This window comes from Enterobacter cloacae complex sp. XAL002, assembly GCF_049236805.1.
Lineage (GTDB): Bacteria > Pseudomonadota > Gammaproteobacteria > Enterobacterales > Enterobacteriaceae > Enterobacter > Enterobacter intestinihominis.
The window spans coordinates 46,408-68,205 of record NZ_JBMKJN010000006.1 but is presented as its reverse complement, the minus strand read 5'-3'; the positions used below and the strand labels follow the sequence as shown (position 1 = coordinate 68,205).

Sequence of the window (21,798 nt, the reverse complement as noted above, 5' to 3'; positions counted from 1 at the left end):
AAGGACTGGCCGCTCTCATGCTAAGCCCCCTGCTTCGTCGCTATACATGGAACAGTAACTGGCTGTATAACGTCAGGATATTTATCGCCCTCTGCGGCACCGTCGCTCTGCCGTGGTGGCTGAATGATGTGAAACTCACCATCCCCCTCACGCTTGGGGTGGTGGCCGGCGCGCTGGCGGATCTCGACGACCGCCTGGCCGGTCGTTTGCGTAATCTGGTCATCACGCTGGTCTGCTTCTTTATTGCTTCCGCCTCCGTTGAGCTGCTTTTCCCGTGGCCCTGGCTGTTTGCCTTAGGGCTGACGGTGTCCACCAGCGGCTTCATTTTGCTCGGCGGCCTCGGGCAACGCTACGCCACTATCGCGTTTGGCGCCCTGCTGATTGCCATTTACACCATGCTGGGCGTCTCTCTTTACGATCAGTGGTATCAGCAACCGGTCCTGCTGCTATTGGGCGCTATCTGGTATAACCTGCTGACCTTAACCGGGCATCTTATTTTTCCGGTTCGTGCCTTACAGGACAACATTGCCCGCAGTTACGAACAGCTGGCCCACTATCTGGAGCTGAAATCCCGGCTGTTTGATCCGGATATCGAAGAGGACAGCCAGGCGCCCCTGTACGATCTGGCGCTGGCAAATGGCCAACTGGTCGCCACGCTGAATCAGACCAAAGCGTCTCTGCTCACCCGTCTGCGCGGCGATCGCGGTCAGCGCGGTACCCGGCGCACCCTGCACTACTACTTTGTTGCCCAGGATATTCACGAGCGCGCCAGCTCCTCGCATGTGCAATACGCTGACCTGCGCGAGAAATTCCGCTACAGCGACGTGATGTTCCGTTTCCAGCGTCTGCTGTCGATGCAGTCTCAGGCCTGCCAGCAACTTGCGCGCTCAATACTGCTGCGCACGCCCTATCAGCACGATCCTCGCTTTGAACGCGCATTCAGCCACCTGGATGCGGCGCTCGATCGCGTTCAGGCCAGTGGAACTTCGCCGGAACAGTTCAAAGCCCTGGGATTCCTGCTCAACAACCTGAGAGCCATCGATGCTCAGCTCGCCACCATTGAGTCTGAACAGGCGATGGCGATGCCGGGCAATGACGCTGACAACCAGCTTGCCGACGACAGTCTCAACGGTTTCAGCGATATATGGCTGCGCCTGAGCCGGCATTTTACGCCGGATTCCGCACTCTTTCGCCATGCGGTGAGGATGTCGCTGGTGCTGTGCGTGGGCTATGCGTTTATCCAGATAACAGGGTTGCATCACGGATACTGGATCCTGCTGACCAGCCTGTTCGTCTGCCAGCCGAACTATAACGCTACCCGCCATCGACTCGCGCTGCGTATTGTCGGGACGTTAGTCGGGGTCGCCATCGGGCTGCCGGTGCTCTATTTTGTGCCTTCAGTAGAAGGGCAACTGATCCTGATTGTGATTACCGGGGTACTGTTCTTCGCCTTCCGCAATGTGCAGTATGCCCACGCCACGATGTTCATCACGCTGCTGGTTCTGCTCTGCTTCAATCTGCTGGGTGAAGGCTTTGAAGTGGCCCTCCCCCGTGTGATCGACACGCTTATCGGCTGCGCCATCGCCTGGGCGGCGGTGAGCTTTATCTGGCCGGACTGGCGTTTCCGAAATTTACCGCGCGTGTCCGACAGAGCAATGAACGCCAACTGCCGCTATCTGGACGCTATTCTTGAGCAGTACCATCAAGGTCGCGATAACCGTCTGGCCTATCGGATTGCCCGTCGCGATGCGCATAACACTGACGCAGAGCTGGCTTCCGTTGTCTCGAATATGTCAACTGAGCCGCGCGCCACGGCAGAAATCCGGGAGACAGCCTTCCGCCTGCTGTGTCTGAACCACACGTTCACCAGCTATATCTCTACCCTTGGCGCCCACCGAGAGAAACTGACGAATCCGGGCATCCTGGCACTGCTGGACGATGCCGTTTGCTACGTTGATGATGCGCTTCATCATCAACCTGCGGATGAGCCACGGGTTCACCAGGCACTGGATGAACTGGTGCAACGTATCGCACACCTTGATCCAGGCACCGACAACAAAGCTCCGCTGGTCCTTCAGCAAATTGGCCTGCTTATCGCTTTGCTGCCGGAAATTTGTCGGCTGCGACAGCAGATCGCTACCTGGCGGAATGATGGCCCTGCGACTCAGGCAGCGCATTAAACCACTCCGTAAGCTCCCGGCGAATATCCGCCGGGAGTGCCGCTTCATGTAACCCTTCAATCGCGCCTTCAAGCGCGAACAATACCCGGATACTCAGCGCTTTATTCTTAGAGCGCATTTTCAGCCAGCTCGTCTTCGCCCCCAACTGTCGTAGCGTCTCTTCATTGGTAATGCCCGCCTCCATAAGCAGGACCTCAATCTGAAAGGTCAGGTTCGGCAGATCTTTAAGCCGGTTACGCTGATGGCGCTGGTAGCGCTCTTTCCTGGCGGCATCGAGCGCAAACGAGGAGAGCTGAAGCAGTTTTTCCCTGTTTTGCCACAGACCTTCATCCACACGGTAGTAATTAAGCAGCACAGGACGTCCTCGTTTCATCAGGGTCAGAAAAGAGGACGCGTTTTTTACACAGTATTTTGCACTTTGCTCACAGGCGCGAAGGTAAAGCTCACCGTCAGACACCATCGCGAACACCGCTTCATCCACGGCCAGGGTATAACCGCCAAACAGGGCGCGATGATGAATTTCGCCCAGCGGAGAGAGGTATTCTTGAGATTGATAAATCCGATCATAAGATATCTTTTTCATGATAATTCCATTAAAAATCATACAGTAACCACGATATTTCTTACTAACGGATCCGTTAGCAGGAAAATAGGCAACTTATTGCCGTTGGGCAAGATGATTTTTTCAGGTTCACCAGGAATGGATGAAATTTGCGAGTCGCTTTCCGAAAATGATGTTGATCTTTATGCATACAGGGGTTACTGTATATCCATACAGTAACTACAGGGCTGGAATGAATATGTACACTTCAGGCTATGCAAATCACTTAACACCTTCTACTTCTGCCGCAGGCAATGCTGCGCAGAATTCTATCGGGCGTGAATCGACAGGGCTTATCAGTGAAGTGGTTTACCGTGAAGACCAGCCGCTGTTGACACAACTCTTACTCCTGCCGCTTTTGCAGCAGCTCGGGCAACAGTCTCGCTGGCAGCTCTGGCTGACGCCACAGCAAAAATTAAGTCGCGAATGGGTTCAGTCGGCTGGGCTGCCGTTAGCGAAGGTGATGCAGATTAATCAACTCTCCCCTTGCGATACGGTCGAGTCGATGGTCCGGGCATTACGTACCGGGAACTATAGCGTCGTGATTGGGTGGTTGCCTGAGGATCTGTCGCAAGAGGAACATTTGCGTCTGACTGAAGCAGCTGAAGAAGGTAACGCGATGGGTTTCATCATGCGGCCAGTTCGTGGAGATTCCTATCGCAGAGGACAACATCCCGGGCTAAAAATTCACTCAAATGTGTACCATTGAGTCATTTTAAGAGTTTTCCTGGAATTTTTTTCGACCGCAGTATGCAAAAAAAGTTCAACGCGCCAAAACTGCGGCAAGGCTTGTCTGACGCGGTTCTCGTTAATTTTACTGCACAAAATTCGTTCAAAAATTGTTAAATATTAGGTATACGGAACTTTTTTTTTCATATGCCTGACGGACTTCACACTTGTAAGTTTTCAGCTACGTTGTAGACTTTACATCGCCAGGGGTGCTCGGCCTAAGCCGAAGATATCGGTAGGTTTATATTTGACCACGCCCCCCGGTGAAGGATTTAACCGTGATTCCTCCGATGGAGATATTCATGGCAAATTTTGGATGATAACGAGGCGCAAAAAATGAAAAAGACAGCTATCGCGATTGCAGTGGCACTGGCTGGCTTCGCTACCGTAGCGCAGGCCGCTCCGAAAGATAATACCTGGTATGCAGGTGGTAAACTGGGCTGGTCTCAGTTCCATGACACCGGTTGGTACAACAGCAGCCTGAACAACGATGGCCCTACTCACGAGAGCCAGCTGGGTGCAGGTGCGTTCGGTGGCTATCAGGTTAACCCGTATGTTGGCTTTGAAATGGGTTACGACTGGTTAGGTCGTATGCCTTACAAAGGCGACAACGTAAATGGCGCTTTCAAAGCTCAAGGCGTACAGCTGACCGCTAAACTGGGTTACCCAGTAACTGACGATCTGGACGTGTACACCCGTCTGGGCGGCATGGTATGGCGTGCAGACTCCAGCAACAGCATCGCTGGTGACGACCACGACACGGGTGTTTCCCCAGTATTCGCTGGTGGCGTTGAGTGGGCAATGACCCGTGACATCGCTACCCGTCTGGAATACCAGTGGGTTAACAACATCGGTGACGGTGCTACCGTTGGCGTTCGTCCAGACAACGGCATGCTGAGCGTTGGTGTTTCTTACCGTTTCGGTCAGCAGGAAGATGCGCCAGTCGTAGCTCCAGCTCCGGCTCCAGCGCCAGAAGTACAGACCAAGCACTTCACTCTGAAGTCTGACGTTCTGTTCAACTTCAACAAAGCAACCCTGAAACCAGAAGGTCAGCAGGCACTGGATCAGCTGTACACCCAGCTGAGCAACCTGGATCCTAAAGACGGTTCTGTAGTGGTTCTGGGCTTCACCGACCGTATCGGTTCTGACGCTTACAACCAGGGTCTGTCTGAGAAACGTGCTCAGTCTGTAGTTGATTACCTGGTATCTAAAGGTATCCCAGCTAACAAGATCTCCCCACGTGGTATGGGCGAATCTAACCCAGTTACCGGTTCTACCTGTGACAACGTGAAACCACGCGCTGCACTGATCGACTGCCTGGCACCAGATCGTCGCGTAGAGATCGAAGTTAAAGGTATCAAAGACGTTGTAACTCAGCCTGCGGCATAAGTTATCGTCTTATAAAAAAACCCCGCCATGCGGGGTTTTTTATTATCTGAAGAAAAGTAAAAAGCTTATTTTTTACCTAACAGTGCCTGTAGATCGTTTTTCAACGTCGACATCTGGCTGGCATACTTCTCTTTGTGCTCGGCATCTTCAATCAGCTGCACCACCGTTTCCGACAGGGTTTTCCCGCGCCGTTGCGCAAGCCCGGCCAGACGCTGCCAGACCATGAATTCCAGGTCGATGGATTTCTTACGGGTGTGCTGATGCTCGGCATTGAAATGCCGTTTACGACGAGCTCGGATAGTTTGCTTCATCCGGTTTAACAAGGCCGGATTAATGTGTTTCTCGATCCAGCCGTTGACCTGTACCGGTTCGTTTTCGAGGGTCAGCAACATATCCACAGCTTCTTGTGCCGCGCTGGCTTCGATGTAGCAGGTGATCAGCTCCCCTTCACGGTGCTTTTTGACCAGGTACTTCCATTTCCAGCCGCTTTCGAGGTTTTCCAGTTGTTGATATTTCATTGCGATCTCAGTGTTACCGTGTAACTCTGTTCAGAATATCAGTTTTTTGGCAATCTGCTGAAAAGAAATCATATCCTGTGAAACGTCGCAGGCGATCCGCATGACGAAAACCCGAATCCTGATTGGGCAGAGTGCGCCGCTTACGGTATACTCCACGGTTTTACTTCTGACTAAAAAACATCAACTTTGACCATTACGAAACTTGCATGGCGTGACCTGGTTCCGGATACCGAGAGCTATCAGGAGCTGTTTGCACAGCCAGACCTCACAAAAGAACACAAATTCATACTTAGCGAGACACAACCGCGTTTGCATTACGCGCTGGAGCAGATGTCATCCCCATGGGCTACATCTCCTTTCATGCTGCTCAAAGCCCCGGAAGAAGCCGAGTATCTGACGCTTCTCGGTGATGCCATGCGCCAGTTGCAGCCACAAACGAATGCCGTTTTTGGTGGTCAGTATCATATTGCCGGTCGCGACGTGACATTCGAACCTGCCACGCAGGCAGATGGATTGTTCGCTGCAAAAGGCGAGGTGATCACCGCCAACTGGGTGGAAGCAGAACAGTTGTTCGGCTGCCTTCGTCAGTTCAATGGCGATGTTTCACTGCAACCCGGGCTGGTACACCGCGCGAATGGCGGCGTATTGCTCATCTCCCTTCGCACACTGCTTGCGCAGCCGCTGCTGTGGATGCGCCTGAAAACGGTGGTGACGCAGCAACGTTTTGACTGGGTAGGCTTCGACGAGTCACGTCCTCTGCCTGTTTCCATTCCGTCTATGCCGCTGTCGCTGACCGTCGTGCTGACGGGTGACCGTGAATCCCTGGCTGACTTCCAGGAAATGGAGCCAGAACTCGCGGAGCAGGCGGTTTACAGCGAATTTGAAGACAATATTCAGATTGCAGATGCCGATGACATGGCGCAGTGGTGTCAGTGGGTTATGGCCGTGGCGGAACGTTTCGCGCTGCCCTCACCTGCCGAGGATGCGTGGCCGGGCTTAATCCGAGAGGCCGTACGCTACACCGGCGATCAGGAAACCCTGCCGCTCTGTCCGCTCTGGATCGGCAAACAGCTGCGTGAAGTGGGCGTTATCAGCGGCAACGGTACGTTCAACGGTGAGCAACTGAGCCAGATGCTGGCCCAGCGTGAATGGCGCGAAGGCTATCTTGCTGACCGTATGCAGGATGAAATTCTGCTTGAACAGATTCTGGTGGAGACCGAAGGCGAACGTATCGGGCAAATCAATGCCTTGTCCGTAATCGAGTTCCCCGGGCACCCACGCGCCTTTGGTGAGCCTTCCCGTATCAGCTGTGTCGTACACATTGGTGACGGCGAATTTACCGATATCGAACGCAAGGCCGAACTGGGCGGAAACATTCATGCCAAAGGCATGATGATCATGCAGGCATTCCTGATGTCTGAACTTCAGCTCGAGCAGCAGATCCCCTTCTCTGCCTCGTTGACCTTTGAGCAGTCCTACAGTGAAGTCGACGGCGACAGCGCCTCAATGGCAGAGCTGTGCGCCGTGATCAGCGCGCTTGCAGACGTGCCGATTAACCAGAATATTGCGATTACCGGGTCCGTGGATCAGTTTGGCCGTGCCCAACCGGTGGGCGGACTGAATGAGAAAATCGAAGGCTTCTTCGCAATCTGCCAGCAGCGCGGTTTAAACGGCAAACAGGGCGTGATTATTCCGGCACCTAACGCTCGCCATTTGAGCCTGAGCCAGGCGATTCTGGATGCGGTAGAGCAGGAACAATTCACTGTCTGGGCCATCGAAGGGGTTGAGGATGCACTACCCTTACTGACAAACCTGGTCTGGGATGGCGAAGGCCAGACAACCCTGATGCAGACCATTCAGGAACGTATAGCTCAGGCGACACAGCAGGATGCTCGTCATCGTTATCCGTGGCCGTTACGCTGGTTAAGTTGGTTTAGTGCGAACTGATCGGACTTGTTCAGCGTACACGTGTTAGCTATCCTGCGTCCTTCACTAAAATAAGGCTTACTGAGAACATGGTAGATAAACGCGAATCCTATACTAAAGAAGACCTTCTTGCCTCTGGTCGCGGTGAACTGTTTGGCGCGAAAGGCCCGCAGTTACCAGCCCCAAATATGCTGATGATGGACCGTGTCGTGAAAATGACCGAAACCGGCGGCAACTTTGATAAGGGTTACGTAGAAGCAGAACTCGATATCAACCCGGACCTGTGGTTCTTCGGTTGCCACTTTATTGGCGATCCGGTAATGCCTGGCTGCCTGGGCCTCGATGCCATGTGGCAGCTGGTTGGCTTCTATCTGGGCTGGCTTGGCGGTGAAGGCAAAGGCCGTGCGCTGGGCGTAGGCGAAGTGAAATTCACCGGTCAGGTTCTGCCTACCGCGAAGAAAGTCACCTACCGTATCCATTTCAAACGCATCGTTAACCGCCGTCTGATTATGGGCCTGGCGGACGGTGAAGTGTTGGTTGATGGTCGTCTGATCTATACCGCGAACGACCTGAAAGTGGGTCTGTTCCAGGATACCTCCGCTTTCTGATAACGGCTTTTAGCCCCTTCCAGAAAGGCGAAACCTCCGCATTGCGGAGGTTTCTTTTTAAAGAGACGGTATCAAGCAAGTACTGCCCTGTCTCCGATGGCTTCTCGCCAGCCCCCTAGCCATTGGGACCTTTGATTCAGGGCCTGATAGGGACACATTTCTTTAGAACGTCCGGCGATGCCAGCCTGATAACCACGTTGATGAGCCCTTTCCAGGCGATCTCGTTTCTGTCTCTTCATGCCTCGTTTCCCTCATTCTTTTGTCTGGTGGAAAGAAAACAGTGGTTGCAATATGTGCAAGCACAGTTAACGAATACCCCGAATCTGCGTCAGCGTCAACGTTCAAAATTCATACGGGTGTCATATTTGTGAGCTACATGGAAGATCGTTTGTACAAAAAGTGTGATGCGGGACAAGTAACAACCTGAACGTAAAACGAAAAAAAAGCCGCAATCAGCAAGAAGCTGAGTGCGGCTTTCGTCGATGAATTTTACTTATGGCAGGCGGGAAATCTCTCTTGCTATAGTAGCCGACTCCTGTGCCCATCCCTGCGCAAGTACTTTCACCATTTCGTCATAGCCATCTTTCTGCTGCTTGAGTTCAAGATGGAAAGGACGCTTAATCAGCTGACCCTGGTGATTCAGCAGCCACTCCCCGCTGATAACAACGGCACCATCATAGCGGCCATGGAATCCCGTCACGTTAACATTCAGAGTGTCCTGATCGCTTCCCAGAGGCTGCGAGGCAACGACCCAACCGGGGAGCTGGCTGCTCAGATTCGCCACCAGCGTATTGCGTAGCTGCTGATCCAGCGGGCTGGCCCACAGGTTATTGTTGGCGATTACATACTGCACATCGCTGGTCTGGTAGACCACCCCGTTGCCCGCCAGGTAATCTGGCACGGCAACCTGCTCAACCCAAAGCAGACGGCTGCCCTGCGAGGCGCTGCTCTGCGCCCCCGACTGCGCGCTTAACGGCAGCTGGTAGTAGCTTTTGTTATCGCTTCCAGAGCTACAGGCCGTTAATACCAGTGCGCCTGCGATGATTAGCCATTTTTTCATTGTTTCGCCCTCTTAGGCTCAGGATCCTTTTTATCTTTCGCTTCAAACACCAGCGCGTTGCTCTTTTCATTGAGCGTTTTCAGAACGGGCTGTAGCTCGCGTAAAACCTGATCAAGACGTTGCATATCCGCCACCATCTTGTTGTAGGCCGCTGAGCCCGGCTGGAAGCCCTGCATACTGCGATTCAGTTCACGCAACGTTTTCTGCATATCCTGCGGCAGTTGCTGCATGGACTGGTTGGCCGTGATCTTGTTGATATTATCCAGGGTAGTTTGCAGACGTTGCATCGTCGCCTGGCTCTGATGCAGTGATCCCGTCGCAGCCTCAAGCATTGGATTCAGCGGCAGATTGTTGATCTTATCCAGCGTTTCCATCAGACGCTGTTGGATCTGCGCCAGGCCACTGCTGACCGTAGGAATGATTTTGTAGCCGCCAAATTCACGGACTCCCGTCATAGGTGGCGCTTTTGGATAGAAGTCCATATCGACATACAACGCCCCTGTCACCAGGTTGCCGGTTTTCAGCGAGCCACGCAGACCGCGATTCATCAGGTCGCTGATATGCTCCCCAATATCCTGATCCTCACCAATCTGGTTAATTAAACGCTCAGGCTCAATGCGTATCAGCACCGGAATACGATAATCATCATCAAGCATTTGCTTGAGTCCCGGAACAAAGTAAGGCACTTGCCCTACTGTACCCAGACGGATACCGCGGAACTCAACTGGCGCTCCTGGCTGCAAGCCGCGTACAGAGTCCTTAAAGAACATCAGATAATCGATGTGATCGGTATAGAGCGCATCCTGAATGCTTTTTTGATCGTCAAACAATCTGAAGGCGGTTTTTTCCGCCACCGGTTGTCCCAGATCTATACCTTCCGGCACGTCAAAACTGACGCCCCCACCAAACAGCGTGGTGAGTGAACCCATCTCAACGCGCATCCCCGCAGAGGTGAGATCCACAGCGATCCCACTGTCTTTCCAGAAACGAACGTTACTGGTCACCAGTCGGTCATTAGGCGCATTGATAAATAGCTGATAGCTGATGGTCCGTTTTTGCGGATCGAAGGTGCTCGTTTCAACCGAACCGACACGATACCCACGGAACAGCACCGGATCGCCCGGCGAGAGCTGGCCCGCTTTTTTGCTGTCCAGAATGACGCGGATCCCTTTTGCATCCGGTGGCGCAAGCGGCGGTGAATCCAGCAACTGATAGTTTGCTGGCTGGGCGCCTTTATTGCCGGGCTGGAGTTCAATGTAAGCCCCTGACAATAGCGTCCCTAAGCCGCTGATCCCTTCTCTTCCGACCTGCGGTTTCACCACCCAAAAAACGGAATCTTCATGGAGCAGTTTTTCCATGCCAGCATTCAGGCGGGCCTTAATTTCAACATGGGTTAAATCATCCGTCAGGGTCGCGCTTTCCACGACACCCACATCCACGCTGCGGCTCTTGATGGTGGTTTTTCCGCCCTCAATTCCCTCTGCATTGGTGGTAATTAGCGTGACTTCCGGTCCCTGATGGCTGTAATGATAAAACAGGATCCATGCACCGATCAGCGCGGTCACGATGGGGAAAATCCACACCGGCGACCAGTTTCTGACCTTCTGCACTTTAGCCTCTCCACTCTTATTTTCCATGCTCTTACTCTTCCTCATGGCTTGAATCGGGCTCACGATCCCACGATAAACGAGGGTCGAAGGTCATGGCCGCAAACATGGTCATAATGACGACCAAAGCAAACATCAGCGCTCCCATAGCGGGATAAATACTCATCAGCCCACCCATACGCACCAGCGCTGAGAGAACCGCAATCACGAACACGTCAATCATCGACCAACGGCCAACAAATTCCACGACCTCATAAATCAGATGCATGCGCTCACTGTCACGCTTACCGTGCCCTTTTGCATCCCAGCAAAGCCAGGCAATGGCAATCATCTTTAAGGTCGGAACCATAATGCTGGCGAGAAATATGACGCCTGCAACAGGGTATGACCCTTCGCTCCACAGCAAAATCACCCCGGCAAGGATGGTCGAGGGCATTCTGTCGCCGAGCAGATCGGTGATCATGATCGGCAAAATATTGGCGGGCAGATAAAGCATGACAGAGGTCACCAGCAGCGCCATGGTCCATTGCAGGCTATTTTTGCGTCGGACGTGACCTTTTGTTTCACAGCGGGGACACACCTCGACATCCGCGGGCAGCACGGCGGTGCAGCAGGAGCAGGAGCGCAGCCCCTGACGGATACCCGGTACGCCCACCTTTACCGTCTGCGAGAGCGTCGGTGCCGGGGCAATATCGTCCCAGGTCCAGCGTCGGTCCACGCACTGGAAAGCGCGCAGTTGCAGCACGCAATACAGACACCACGGAATAAAGCTACTGCCAATCCCCACATCGCCGTAGGCCATCAGCTTCACGAAGCTGACCAGGATACCCGCCAGAAAAATTTCCGCCATCCCCCAGCTTTTCAGCTGGAACAGGATCCGCGCGAGTTTGATTTTAAGGGCGGTGGGCATCCTGACGCGATTGACCAGTAGCAGAATGACGACTAGGCAAAAAGCCGGGACTATCTGCACGAACAGAAGAAAGAAGGTGCCAAGGCTGGCGTAATCTTCCGAGAACATCACGCCTGGAATTTCCAGTAACTCCACCTGGCTTACCATCCCACCCACTTTCATAGAGATGAAAGGGAAGAGATTGGAGAGCAGTAACATGAACAGGGCTGCCAGCGCGTAAGCCGTAGGACGCTGCCTTGGCGCGTCCCACTCGGTCGTCAGCGTAGCTCCGCAGCGCGGGCAGGCAGCCTTATGTCCGTGACCAAGCTCTGGCAACGCCACGAGCATATCGCATTGCGAGCATAAAATATGCCGATCGGCATGGTGCTGGTCACACATAGATTATCCCTGTTTATGCGCCGTTTTTCAGAGACTCAAGGTACTCCCAGCGCTCAAATGCCTCTTCCAGCGCCTGCTCGGCCTGGGAGAGTTCAGCCAATACTTTCTGAGTATAGTCGTGAGGCTGCGTAAAGAATGACGCATCAGCGACCTGAATTTGCAGTGCTTCCAGTGCCGCTTCCAGCTCTTCCAGACGCTGCGGCAGCCCTTCCAGCTCGCGCTGCAAGTTATAGCTCATTTTAGCAGGAGACTTTTTGACAGTTTCTGCTTTCACAACAACAGGTTCAGCGACATTTTTGGTCTTCGCCTGTTTTTGCGCCAGCGACTGCGATTGCTGTCCACGCGCGTCATGATAGCCGCCCACATATTGACCGATGCGTCCTTCGCCTTCGAAGATCCAGCACTCGGTCACGGTGTTATCGACAAATTGACGATCGTGGCTGACCAGCATCACGGTTCCCTGATAGCCATCAATCAACTCTTCCAGCAGTTCCAGCGTTTCGACATCCAGATCGTTCGTCGGTTCATCGAGAATCAGTAAGTTACTGGGTTTCAGGAACAGGCGCGCCAGTAAAAGACGGTTACGCTCACCGCCGGACAGCGCGCGCACAGGCGTCAGGGCGCGTTTTGGGTGGAACAGGAAGTCCTGAAGGTAGCCCAGCACGTGACGCGGCTTGCCGTTAACCATCACCTCCTGTTTACCCTCTGCGAGGTTGTCCATCACCGTACGGTCCGGATCCAGCTCTGCGCGATGCTGGTCAAAGTACGCTACTTCCAGCTTGGTACCACAGTGAATACGACCGCTGTCTGCCTGCAACTGGCCCAGCATCAGTTTCAACAGCGTGGTTTTGCCGCAGCCGTTTGGACCAATAAGCGCAATTTTGTCGCCACGCTGAACCTGTGCGGAGAAATCGTTCACCAGCACTTTGCCGTCAACCGAATAATTCACGTTCTCCATTTCGAAGACAATCTTGCCCGAGCGGGACGCCTCTTCCACCTGCATTTTGGCGCTACCCATGACTTCACGGCGTTCGCTACGTTCGCGGCGCATCGCCTTCAGGGCGCGAACGCGGCCTTCATTACGGGTACGACGCGCCTTGATGCCCTGACGGATCCATACCTCTTCCTGCGCCAGCTTGCGGTCGAACTCGGCGTTTTGCAGCTCTTCCACGCGCAGGTTCTCTTCTTTCTCCAGCAGATAGGTATCGTAATCGCCCGGATAGGTCACCAGCTTGCCGCGGTCGAGGTCGACAATGCGCGTGGCCATGTTGCGGATGAACGAACGGTCGTGGGAGATGAAGATAATGGTGCCATTGAAAGTTTTCAGGAACCCTTCCAGCCAGTCAATCGCTTCGATATCCAGGTGGTTCGTTGGTTCGTCCAGCAGCAGTACCCTGGGCCCGCTCACCAGGGCACGGCCCAGCGCGGCTTTACGCAGCCAGCCGCCGGAGAGCGCCGACAGCTCCATATCCGCTTCCAGGCCAAGCTGAGCCAGCACTTCGTTAATGCGGTTTTCCAGCTGCCACAGGCCGTGGTGATCGAGCATCTCCTGCACTTTTGCCAGCTCGTTGAGATTTTTGTCGCTCGGGTCGGTCATGACCAGATGCGAAATCTCGTGGTAGCGCTTGAGGTATTCCGCCTGCTCTGAAATTCCTTCAGCCACAAAATCGTACACGCTGCCGGTAACGTTACGCGGCGGATCCTGTTGCAGACGAGAGACGACCAGATCCTGCTCGTAAACAATACGGCCGTCGTCCAGCCCCTGCTCTCGGTTGAGGATTTTCATCAGCGTCGATTTACCTGCGCCGTTACGGCCGACCAGACAGACGCGCTCGTTATCTTCGATATGCAGCTCTGCATTATCGAGAAGCGGTGAGTCGCTGAAAGAGAGCCACGCGCCGTGCATACTAATTAAAGACATTTATTTTTCCTTTCAGACCGCGGAGATCAGCCAGCAGTTGTGGATTTGACGGTTACGGGCAAAGTCCTGAGACAGCGTTTTTTGGCTGATTTCTTGTGCTTTCAGTCCCAGTTCGGCCAGGCCGTCGTGATCCATGCGGAATCCGCGCTTGTTATTCGAGAACATAATGGTGCCGCCTTTACGCAGCAGACGCTTAAGGTCGGTCATCAGGCGCAGGTGATCGCGTTGAACGTCAAAGCTATCCTCCATACGCTTGGAGTTAGAGAAGGTCGGCGGATCGATAAAGATAAGGTCAAACTGCTCATCGGTATCGCGCAGCCAGCCCAGCACGTCGGCCTGTAACAGGCGATGCTGACGACCGGTTAAGCCGTTAAGACGCAGGTTGCGCTCTGCCCACTCCAGATAAGTACGGGACATATCGACCGTGGTGGTGCTACGCGCCCCGCCAAGCCCTGCATGAACGCTGGCGCTGCCGGTATAGGAGAACAGGTTCAGGAAGTCTTTGCCCTTACTCATCTGTCCCAGCATGCGGCGGGCGATGCGGTGATCGAGGAACAAACCGGTATCAAGGTAATCGGTCAGGTTAACCCACAGGCGCGCATTATATTCGCCCACTTCGATGAAGTCGCCCTTCTCGCCCATCTTCTGATACTGGTTTTTGCCTTTCTGACGCTCACGGGTTTTCAGCACCAGCTTGTTTGGCGAAATGCCGAGTACGGCGATGGTGGCCGCAATCACATCCAGCATACGCTGACGCGCTTTTTGCGCATCAATGGTTTTCGGCGGGGCGTATTCCTGAACCACCACCCAGTCTGCATAGCGGTCAACCGCCACGTTGTATTCCGGCAGGTCAGCGTCGTAAAGGCGATAACATTCGATGCCTTCCTGCTTCGCCCACTTCTCAAATTTCTTCAGGTTTTTGCGCAGACGGTTGGCATAATCTTCCGCCACGCCAGACGGTTTGCTGTCCGCTGCTATCTCTGCCAGATGGTAGTTTTTCTGCACGCAGTCCAGCGGGCCGTTTTTCGCCTTGAACTGGCGATCGGCACGTAATTGCAGGCAGCTCAGCAGCTCCGGCGAGGCGCTAAACAGGGAGAGGTTCCAGCCGCCGAAATGCGCTTTCATGTTGCGGCCCAGCAGGCTGTGTAGCGCAATCAGCGCTGGCTCGCTGCCAAGACGCTCACCATACGGCGGGTTGCTGATCACCGTACCGTACGGGCCTTTTGGCAGCGGATTGGTCAGGTTCGCCACATCTTTGACGTCGAAGGTCACCAGCTCACCGATACCGGCTCGACGGGCGTTGCTGCGCGCGCGTTCAATCACCCGTGGGTCGTTGTCCGAACCGTAAAAGTGAGAGGTGTACTCCGCCAGCCCTTTACGGGCACGGGTCTGCGCGTCGTCTTTGACCTCTTTCCAGAGGGCTTCATCGTGCTGCGCCCAGCCTTTGAAGCCCCACTGTCCACGATGCAGCCCTGGCGCGCGGTCGGTGGCCAGCATCGCGGCTTCAATCAGCAGCGTACCGGAACCGCACATTGGATCGAGCAGCGGCGTACCCGGCTGCCAGCCGGAGCGCATCACGATAGCGGCGGCCAGTGTCTCTTTGATTGGGGCCATGCCGGTGCGATCGCGATAGCCGCGCAGATGCAGGCCTGCGCCGCTCAGATCCAGGGAAATACTGGCAGTGTCGCCGTTCAGCCAGACGTTGATACGCAGATCCGGGTTTTCACGATCTACGTTCGGACGTTCTCTATTACGACGCGTGAAGCAGTCCACAATGGCGTCTTTGACGCGCAGGGCACCGTACTGGCTGTTGCGGATCTCATCGTTGACGCCGTTGAAATGCACCGCAAAGGTAGCGTCCGGGGTGAAGATCTCTGTCCAGTCGATCATCTGTACACCGGTGTAGAGATCAAGATCGCTGTAGACCTTGCACTCTTTCATCGGCAGCATGATGCGCGACGCCAGACGGCTCCACATCAGGCTCTGGTAAATAAGCCGCGTGTCGCCCTCAAAATGGACACCACCCTGAACCACCTGGCACTCTTTCGCGCCCAGGGTTTCCAGTTCAGTTTTTAACAGCTCTTCCAGCCCACGGGCCGTACTGGCAAACAGAGAATTCATATCGTCACTTTTACTCATAGAAAATTGTCGCGCATTATAGCTAATATGGCGTGTATGTCATAAAGTTGAAGGCTTATTTTATTTAGCGGGAGTGTGCAGTGGCGACGTTATCCAGGCTTTTTATTCATCCGGTGAAATCCATGCGTGGTATCGGCGTGACGCACGCGCTGGCCGATATGAGCGGATTCGCCTTCGATCGTATTTTTATGATCACCGAGCCTGACGGTAAGTTCATCACCGCACGTCAGTTCCCGCAGATGGTTCGCTTTACGCCTTCCCCGCTTCATGACGGATTGCATTTGACCGCGCCAGACGGTTCAAGCGTCGTGATCCGCTTTGCTGATTTTGCGCCGGTTGAAGCGCCAACGGAAGTGTGGGGCAATCATTTTACCGCGCGTATCGCGCCGGATAACATTAACCAGTGGCTGAGCGGCTTTTTCTCACGTGACGTTCAGCTGCGCTGGGTTGGGCCTGCGCTGACTCGTCGCGTGAAACGCCACGACGCGGTTCCCCTCTCCTTTGCGGATGGTTTTCCCTTCCTGCTGACCAGCGAGGCCTCGCTGCGTGATTTACAAACCCGTTGCAAAGCCAGCGTGCAGATGGAGCAGTTTCGCCCGAATCTGGTGGTGACCGGAGCGGATGCCTGGGATGAAGATACCTGGAAAGTGATCCGCATCGGCAGCGTTATCTTTGATGTCGTGAAGCCGTGCAGCCGCTGTATTTTTACCACCGTCAGCCCGGAGAAAGGCCAGAAACACCCTTCCGGCGAACCGCTGAAAACCTTGCAGTCATTTCGTACCGCGCAGGATAACGGTGATGTCGACTTCGGCCAGAACCTGATCCCCCGCTCCAGCGGCGTAATCCGCGTGGGCGACGAGGTCGAAATTCTTACCCGCGGGCCTGCAAGAGTGTACGGCGCAGGCCAGGAAGAAGAAATGGTTGACGTTGTCACCAACGTCGCTTCCGCGGTGGATATTCACTGGGAAGGCAAAGTTATTCGTGGTAACAATCAGCAGGTGCTACTGGAACAGCTGGAGCAGGCGGGTATCCGCGTACCTTATTCCTGTCGCGCGGGGATTTGCGGATGCTGTCGCATTAAACTGGTCGATGGTGAAGTGAGTGCCCTGAAGAAATCTGCGATTGGCAGTGACGGCACGATCCTGTGCTGTAGCTGTGTACCGAAAACATCCGTACAGCTGGAAGCTTAAACCGCCTGTTCGAGGCTGAAGGAATCGACGCGCAGCTGAGGCTTCAGCCTGTCATTCATCACTTTGATGGCATCACCTAACTGCATGACTCGCCCGGCAATGGTCACGCCGGGTTGGGCCAGCAAACAGAGCGCAGCGTTTTCACCGGGTTCAACCACCAGCAAATTCACCTCTTCTTCGGTATCGCTCAGATTGACGCTGGCCGCATCGCCGATAGCCGGGGTCCAGCTCATACCGTGCGCGAGGAAATGCCAGCTTTTCGGCATTTGTGGTTTCAGGAAACGGATCGCCACCAGCGCATTTAGTACCAGTTCAGCGCGCTGTTCTTTGGAGAGATTGAAGTCGCGGTATTTTTCTTCAAAAGAGAAATAGAGTGCAGCGTCGTCAACGCAAAAGCCTGAGGGAGCAAACGCGTCTGGCGTTAACATTCGGCGCGCAAAACGAGAGCGAAACAACATGCCATTGGCTAAGTCGAGCATCATACGGTCATGCTCGTCACAAAAATACCAGCGCCAGTTATCGTCAGGTTTAATTCGCATGTTTCTCTCCCGTCCCCAAAACGTCCTGTACTAAAAATGTCCTGTTTGCCGCTTCGCTTATAACACTAGTAATAAAAGACTATAATGTCTAAATAAGCAACAATGACGGAATATAAAACAACCAGGGCTGGAAATAAAGCCCTGGTTGTCTGATTAAGAGAAAAGATTAGATATGCGTGACAATTTCTTTAATCAATGGCGGCCCTTTAAAAATAAAGCCGGAATAAATTTGCACCAGTGAAGCCCCTGCCGCCATCTTCTCACGTGCAGCGATGACGGAGTCAATGCCACCCACGCCAATAATCGGCAGCTGGCCTTTTAATTCCGCGGAGAGTGCGCGAATAATTTCGGTGCTTTTTAATTGTACCGGACGGCCACTTAATCCACCCGCTTCGTCACAGTTTTTCATTCCCTGGACGAGGGAGCGATCGAGCGTTGTATTGGTCGCAATCACACCATCAATATTATGGCGAACTAAACTGTCGGCAACCTGGATCAATTCTTCTGCCGAAAGATCCGGGGCGATCTTAACCGCGACCGGAACATATTTATGGTGGATCGCCTGTAGTGCCGTTTGTTTATTTTTAATGGCGCCAAGAAGATCGTCGAGCGCTTCGCCATATTGTAATGAACGCAGCCCTGGGGTGTTAGGCGAGGATATATTCACCGCGATATAACCGGCATAGGCATAGACTTTTTCCATACAAATCAGATAGTCATCTTTACCCTGCTCGACGGGCGTGTCTTTATTTTTGCCAATATTAATACCCAGCACACCATCAAAATGGGCTTTCTTAACGTTCTCAACCAGATGATCGACGCCAAGGTTATTAAAGCCCATGCGGTTGATCAGCCCCTCGGCTTCAACCAGGCGGAACAGACGTGGCTTGTCATTTCCCGGCTGCGGACGCGGCGTCACTGTCCCGATTTCGATCGAGCCAAAGCCCATCGCGCCGAGTGCATCAATGCATTCGCCATTTTTGTCCAGACCGGCCGCAAGGCCCAGTGGATTTTTGAACGTCAGGCCCATGCATTGGACAGGTTTTTCCGGCACGTTTTGACGCACCAGCGCGGCCAGAGGCGTTCCTGTAATACGACGTAACTGCTGAAATGTAAATTCATGAGCGCGCTCAGGATCGAGCTGGAAAAGGGCTTTACGAACGAAGGGGTAGTACATGAACTCTCCTGGATTCCCGGTGTGCAAACCGGGAGGGGATTATGTGCGATCCCGCCCGGAAAGGGAATTGACCTGTGGCAAAAAAAGCCATGTAAAACGCAATCGTTTACTTATCGGTTCGCTTCTTATGCTTTTTTCTGCATTCATCCTGAGGATAAATCATTTAGTGGAATAACCACGCAATGTCACACTCCTGAAAATTGTTATGAATGTTAGATAAAAGCAAACAATTAGTTATAAGGAGCAACCATGCGCGTCATTACCCTGGCCGGAAGCCCCCGCTTCCCCTCTCGATCCAGCGCACTGCTGGAATACGCTCGCGAAAAGCTTAATGCTCTGGATGTCGAAGTGTGTCACTGGAATTTGCACAATTTCGCGCCTGAAGATCTGCTCTACGCCCGTTTCGACAGCCCGGCGCTGAAAACCCTGATCGAACAACTTAAGCGTGCTGACGGGTTGGTCGTCGCGACACCAATTTATAAAGCCTCTTTTTCCGGTGCACTGAAAACGCTGCTCGATCTGCTGCCCGAGCGCGCGCTGGACGGTAAGGTCGTCCTGCCGCTGGCCACAGGCGGTACGGTAGCCCATTTACTGGCGGTGGATTATGCCCTCAAGCCGGTTCTGAACGCGCTGAAAGCGCAGGAGATCCTGCATGGCGTCTTCGCTGACGACTCACAGGTAATCGACTACCAGCATAAACCGCATTTCACGCCGAATCTGCAAACCCGCCTCGACAGCGCGCTTGAAACATTCTGGCACGCCCTTAATCGTCGGGATCGCCACGCGGCGGCATTTCATCAATCACAAGGAGTGGCGCATGTTTAAAACAGTTACCCGTATCGGGCTGGCAGGTCTGCTGGCAGTGGCATCGCTGGCTCAGGCGGCGGAGAAAACGCCGGAGAGCCTGCGTATCGGTTATCAGAAAGGCAGCGTCAGCATGGTGCTGGCGAAAAGCCATGCGTTGCTGGAGAAGCGTTTCCCGCAGACCAAATTCTCATGGGTCGAGTTCCCTGCCGGACCGCAGATGCTGGAGGCGCTGAACGTCGGGAGTATTGATTTAGGCAGCACCGGCGATATCCCGCCGATCTTTGCCCAGGCGGCCGGGGCGGATCTGGTTTACGTTGGCGTTGAGCCCGCCAAGCCGAAGGCAGAGGTTATTTTGGTGCCGGAAAACAGCGAGATCAAAAGCGTCGCCGATCTCAAAGGTCATAAGGTTGCTTTCCAGAAAGGTTCCAGCTCGCACAACCTGCTGCTGCGCGCGTTGCGGGAGGCCGGCCTTAAATTCACCGATATCCAGCCCGTTTACCTGACGCCTGCCGATGCGCGCGCGGCGTTTCAGCAAAAAAATGTTGATGCCTGGGCTATCTGGGATCCGTACTACTCCGCCGCACTGTTGCAGGGCGGTGTGCGGGTGCTGAAAGACGGCACCACCCTGAAACAAACCGGTTCGTTCTACCTGGCGGCACGTCCTTACGCTGAAAGAAATGGCGCATTTATTCAGCAGGTGCTGGATACCTTCTCTCAGGCCGATGCGCTGACCCAAAGCCAGCGTCAGCAGAGCATCACGCTACTGGCAAAAACCATGGGCCTGCCTGAACCGGTGATCGCCACCTATCTTGACCACCGTCCTCCCACCACCATAGCGCCGGTTGACGCCCACGTTGCCGCCCTCCAGCAGCAAACGGCAGACCTCTTTTATCAAAACCGCCTGGTTCCAAAGCAGGTGAATATTCGCGAACGCATCTGGCAACCCGCTGGCATTGAAGGAAAAAAATCATGAGTCTGAATCTTTTCTGGTTTTTACCCACCCACGGTGATGGACACTATCTTGGCACAGAAGAAGGCGCCCGCCCGGTCGATCACGGCTATCTACAGCAGATCGCCCAGGCGGCAGACAGCATCGGTTTTACCGGGGTGCTGATCCCGACGGGCCGTTCATGTGAGGACGCGTGGCTGGTTGCCGCGTCGATGATCCCCGTCACCCAGCGCCTGAAATTCCTGGTAGCCTTGCGCCCAAGCGTGGTGTCGCCCACCGTCGCGGCACGCCAGGCGGCAACGCTGGACAGGCTCTCCAACGGCCGCGCGCTGTTCAATCTGGTGACGGGCAGCGATCCGCAGGAGCTGGCGGGCGATGGCGTTTTTCTCGATCATACCGAGCGCTATGAAGCCTCCGCAGAGTTCACCCGCGTCTGGCGACGTCTGCTGGAAGGGGAAACCGTCACCTTCGAAGGAAAACATATCCACGTTCGCGATGCGCAACTCTACTTCCCGCCGGTACAACAGCCGCGCCCTCCCCTTTATTTCGGCGGATCGTCGGACGTGGCGCAGGAGCTGGCGGCTGAGCAGGTCGATCTCTATCTGACCTGGGGCGAGCCACCGGAGCTGGTTAAAGAGAAAGTTGCTCAGGTACGCGCCAAAGCCGCAGAACATGGCCGTACGGTGCGCTTCGGCATTCGCCTGCACGTGATCGTACGCGAAACCAACGACGAGGCCTGGCAAGCTGCCGACCGTCTGATCGCTCATCTGGACGACGACACTATCGCCAAAGCACAGGCGGCGTTTGCCAAAACCGACTCAGTGGGCCAACACCGAATGGCCTCCCTGCACAACGGCAAGCGTGAAAATCTTGAGATCAGCCCGAACCTGTGGGCCGGGGTGGGTCTGGTGCGTGGCGGCGCCGGTACGGCGCTGGTCGGCGACGGTCCAACCGTAGCGGCACGCATTAATGAATACGCGGCGCTGGGGATCGACAGCTTTATCCTGTCTGGCTACCCGCATCTGGAGGAGGCCTACAAGGTGGGTGAACTGCTCTTCCCGCACCTGGATGTCGCTATCCCGGAAATTCCGCAGCCACGTCAGCTTCAGTTGCAGGGCGAAGCCGTGGCGAATGCGTTTATCCCGAGAAAAGTCGCGCAAAGTTAAGGAG

The 21,798-nt window shown here is 54.4% G+C and carries 19 protein-coding genes; 9 read left to right on the top strand and 10 right to left on the bottom strand.

What is annotated here, in order from left to right; translation table 11 throughout:
• Positions 1-17 precede the first annotated feature (17 nt).
• Positions 18-2,180, top strand: a complete 2,163-nt coding sequence (gene yccS, locus ACOT0L_RS07340) for a YccS family putative transporter (protein ID WP_023305820.1) — start codon at positions 18-20, stop codon at positions 2,178-2,180.
• Here yccS and ACOT0L_RS07335 read toward each other — a convergent pair.
• The gene (locus tag ACOT0L_RS07335; RefSeq protein WP_023299743.1) at positions 2,137-2,763 is read right to left on the bottom strand and encodes a TfoX/Sxy family DNA transformation protein; all 627 of its coding nucleotides are present in this window, start codon (positions 2,761-2,763) and stop codon (positions 2,137-2,139) included. The genes yccS and ACOT0L_RS07335 overlap by 44 nt on opposite strands.
• A gap of 217 nt (positions 2,764-2,980) precedes the next feature.
• Here ACOT0L_RS07335 and sulA point away from each other — a divergent pair, with 217 nt between their 5' ends.
• Together sulA and ompA are read left to right on the top strand one after the other, a co-directional pair.
• Positions 2,981-3,490, top strand: a complete 510-nt coding sequence (gene sulA / locus ACOT0L_RS07330) for an SOS-induced cell division inhibitor SulA (RefSeq protein ID WP_032610196.1) — start codon at positions 2,981-2,983, stop codon at positions 3,488-3,490.
• 356 nt (positions 3,491-3,846) lie between these two features.
• Positions 3,847-4,899, top strand: coding sequence for a porin OmpA (ompA, locus tag ACOT0L_RS07325; protein ID WP_017694761.1), 1,053 nt, complete (start codon positions 3,847-3,849; stop codon positions 4,897-4,899).
• A gap of 65 nt (positions 4,900-4,964) precedes the next feature.
• On the opposite strand, the gene matP is transcribed toward ompA, so the two are convergent.
• Positions 4,965-5,417 (bottom strand): macrodomain Ter protein MatP, encoded by a 453-nt coding sequence (gene matP / locus ACOT0L_RS07320; protein ID WP_006809347.1) that lies wholly within the window; start codon positions 5,415-5,417, stop codon positions 4,965-4,967.
• A 186-nt stretch (positions 5,418-5,603) separates the two neighbouring features.
• Here matP and ACOT0L_RS07315 point away from each other — a divergent pair, with 186 nt between their 5' ends.
• On the top strand, positions 5,604-7,364 hold the full coding sequence (locus ACOT0L_RS07315) for an AAA family ATPase (RefSeq protein ID WP_126502945.1): 1,761 nt from the start codon (positions 5,604-5,606) through the stop codon (positions 7,362-7,364).
• A 68-nt stretch (positions 7,365-7,432) separates the two neighbouring features.
• The gene (gene fabA, locus ACOT0L_RS07310; RefSeq protein ID WP_000227926.1) at positions 7,433-7,951 is read left to right on the top strand and encodes a bifunctional 3-hydroxydecanoyl-ACP dehydratase/trans-2-decenoyl-ACP isomerase; all 519 of its coding nucleotides are present in this window, start codon (positions 7,433-7,435) and stop codon (positions 7,949-7,951) included.
• Between the two features lie 71 nt (positions 7,952-8,022).
• Here fabA and rmf read toward each other — a convergent pair whose 3' ends face one another.
• From rmf to rlmKL, 6 genes are all read right to left on the bottom strand, one after another.
• The gene (gene rmf, locus ACOT0L_RS07305) at positions 8,023-8,190 is read right to left on the bottom strand and encodes a ribosome modulation factor (protein WP_003858162.1); all 168 of its coding nucleotides are present in this window, start codon (positions 8,188-8,190) and stop codon (positions 8,023-8,025) included.
• A 254-nt stretch (positions 8,191-8,444) separates the two neighbouring features.
• Complete coding sequence (gene pqiC, locus ACOT0L_RS07300) at positions 8,445-9,011, bottom strand: membrane integrity-associated transporter subunit PqiC (protein WP_022647654.1); 567 nt, start codon at positions 9,009-9,011, stop codon at positions 8,445-8,447.
• Positions 9,008-10,648 (bottom strand): intermembrane transport protein PqiB, encoded by a 1,641-nt coding sequence (pqiB, locus tag ACOT0L_RS07295; RefSeq protein ID WP_022647653.1) that lies wholly within the window; start codon positions 10,646-10,648, stop codon positions 9,008-9,010. The genes pqiC and pqiB overlap by 4 nt, the downstream gene beginning before the upstream one ends.
• A 4-nt stretch (positions 10,649-10,652) precedes the next feature.
• The gene (gene pqiA / locus ACOT0L_RS07290) at positions 10,653-11,906 is read right to left on the bottom strand and encodes a membrane integrity-associated transporter subunit PqiA (RefSeq protein WP_022647652.1); all 1,254 of its coding nucleotides are present in this window, start codon (positions 11,904-11,906) and stop codon (positions 10,653-10,655) included.
• A gap of 13 nt (positions 11,907-11,919) precedes the next feature.
• Positions 11,920-13,827 (bottom strand): ABC transporter ATP-binding protein, encoded by a 1,908-nt coding sequence (locus tag ACOT0L_RS07285; RefSeq protein ID WP_022647651.1) that lies wholly within the window; start codon positions 13,825-13,827, stop codon positions 11,920-11,922.
• A gap of 12 nt (positions 13,828-13,839) precedes the next feature.
• Positions 13,840-15,948, bottom strand: coding sequence for a bifunctional 23S rRNA (guanine(2069)-N(7))-methyltransferase RlmK/23S rRNA (guanine(2445)-N(2))-methyltransferase RlmL (rlmKL, locus tag ACOT0L_RS07280; RefSeq protein WP_032622253.1), 2,109 nt, complete (start codon positions 15,946-15,948; stop codon positions 13,840-13,842).
• A 98-nt stretch (positions 15,949-16,046) separates the two neighbouring features.
• Here rlmKL and ACOT0L_RS07275 point away from each other — a divergent pair, with 98 nt between their 5' ends.
• Positions 16,047-17,156 carry a YcbX family protein gene (locus ACOT0L_RS07275; protein WP_058646078.1) on the top strand — a complete coding sequence of 370 codons (1,110 nt, stop codon included), beginning with the start codon at positions 16,047-16,049 and terminating at the stop codon, positions 17,154-17,156.
• Here ACOT0L_RS07275 and zapC read toward each other — a convergent pair.
• Positions 17,153-17,695: a cell division protein ZapC gene (zapC, locus tag ACOT0L_RS07270; protein ID WP_126502946.1), complete on the bottom strand. Its 543-nt coding sequence runs from the start codon at positions 17,693-17,695 to the stop codon at positions 17,153-17,155. The genes ACOT0L_RS07275 and zapC overlap by 4 nt on opposite strands.
• Before the next feature lie 166 nt (positions 17,696-17,861).
• Positions 17,862-18,872: a quinone-dependent dihydroorotate dehydrogenase gene (gene pyrD / locus ACOT0L_RS07265; protein ID WP_023299739.1), complete on the bottom strand. Its 1,011-nt coding sequence runs from the start codon at positions 18,870-18,872 to the stop codon at positions 17,862-17,864.
• A gap of 249 nt (positions 18,873-19,121) precedes the next feature.
• Here pyrD and ssuE point away from each other — a divergent pair, with 249 nt between their 5' ends.
• The 3 genes from ssuE to ssuD are packed head-to-tail and all read left to right on the top strand — an operon-like array spanning position 19,122 to position 21,794.
• Positions 19,122-19,697 carry an NADPH-dependent FMN reductase gene (gene ssuE / locus ACOT0L_RS07260; protein ID WP_022647647.1) on the top strand — a complete coding sequence of 192 codons (576 nt, stop codon included), beginning with the start codon at positions 19,122-19,124 and terminating at the stop codon, positions 19,695-19,697.
• Positions 19,690-20,652 (top strand): sulfonate ABC transporter substrate-binding protein, encoded by a 963-nt coding sequence (locus ACOT0L_RS07255; protein WP_126502947.1) that lies wholly within the window; start codon positions 19,690-19,692, stop codon positions 20,650-20,652. The genes ssuE and ACOT0L_RS07255 overlap by 8 nt, the downstream gene beginning before the upstream one ends.
• Entirely contained in the window at positions 20,649-21,794 is a 1,146-nt protein-coding gene (gene ssuD / locus ACOT0L_RS07250) for an FMNH2-dependent alkanesulfonate monooxygenase (protein WP_126490683.1), read from the top strand. The genes ACOT0L_RS07255 and ssuD overlap by 4 nt, the downstream gene beginning before the upstream one ends.
• The last annotated feature ends 4 nt before the right edge of the window (positions 21,795-21,798 follow it).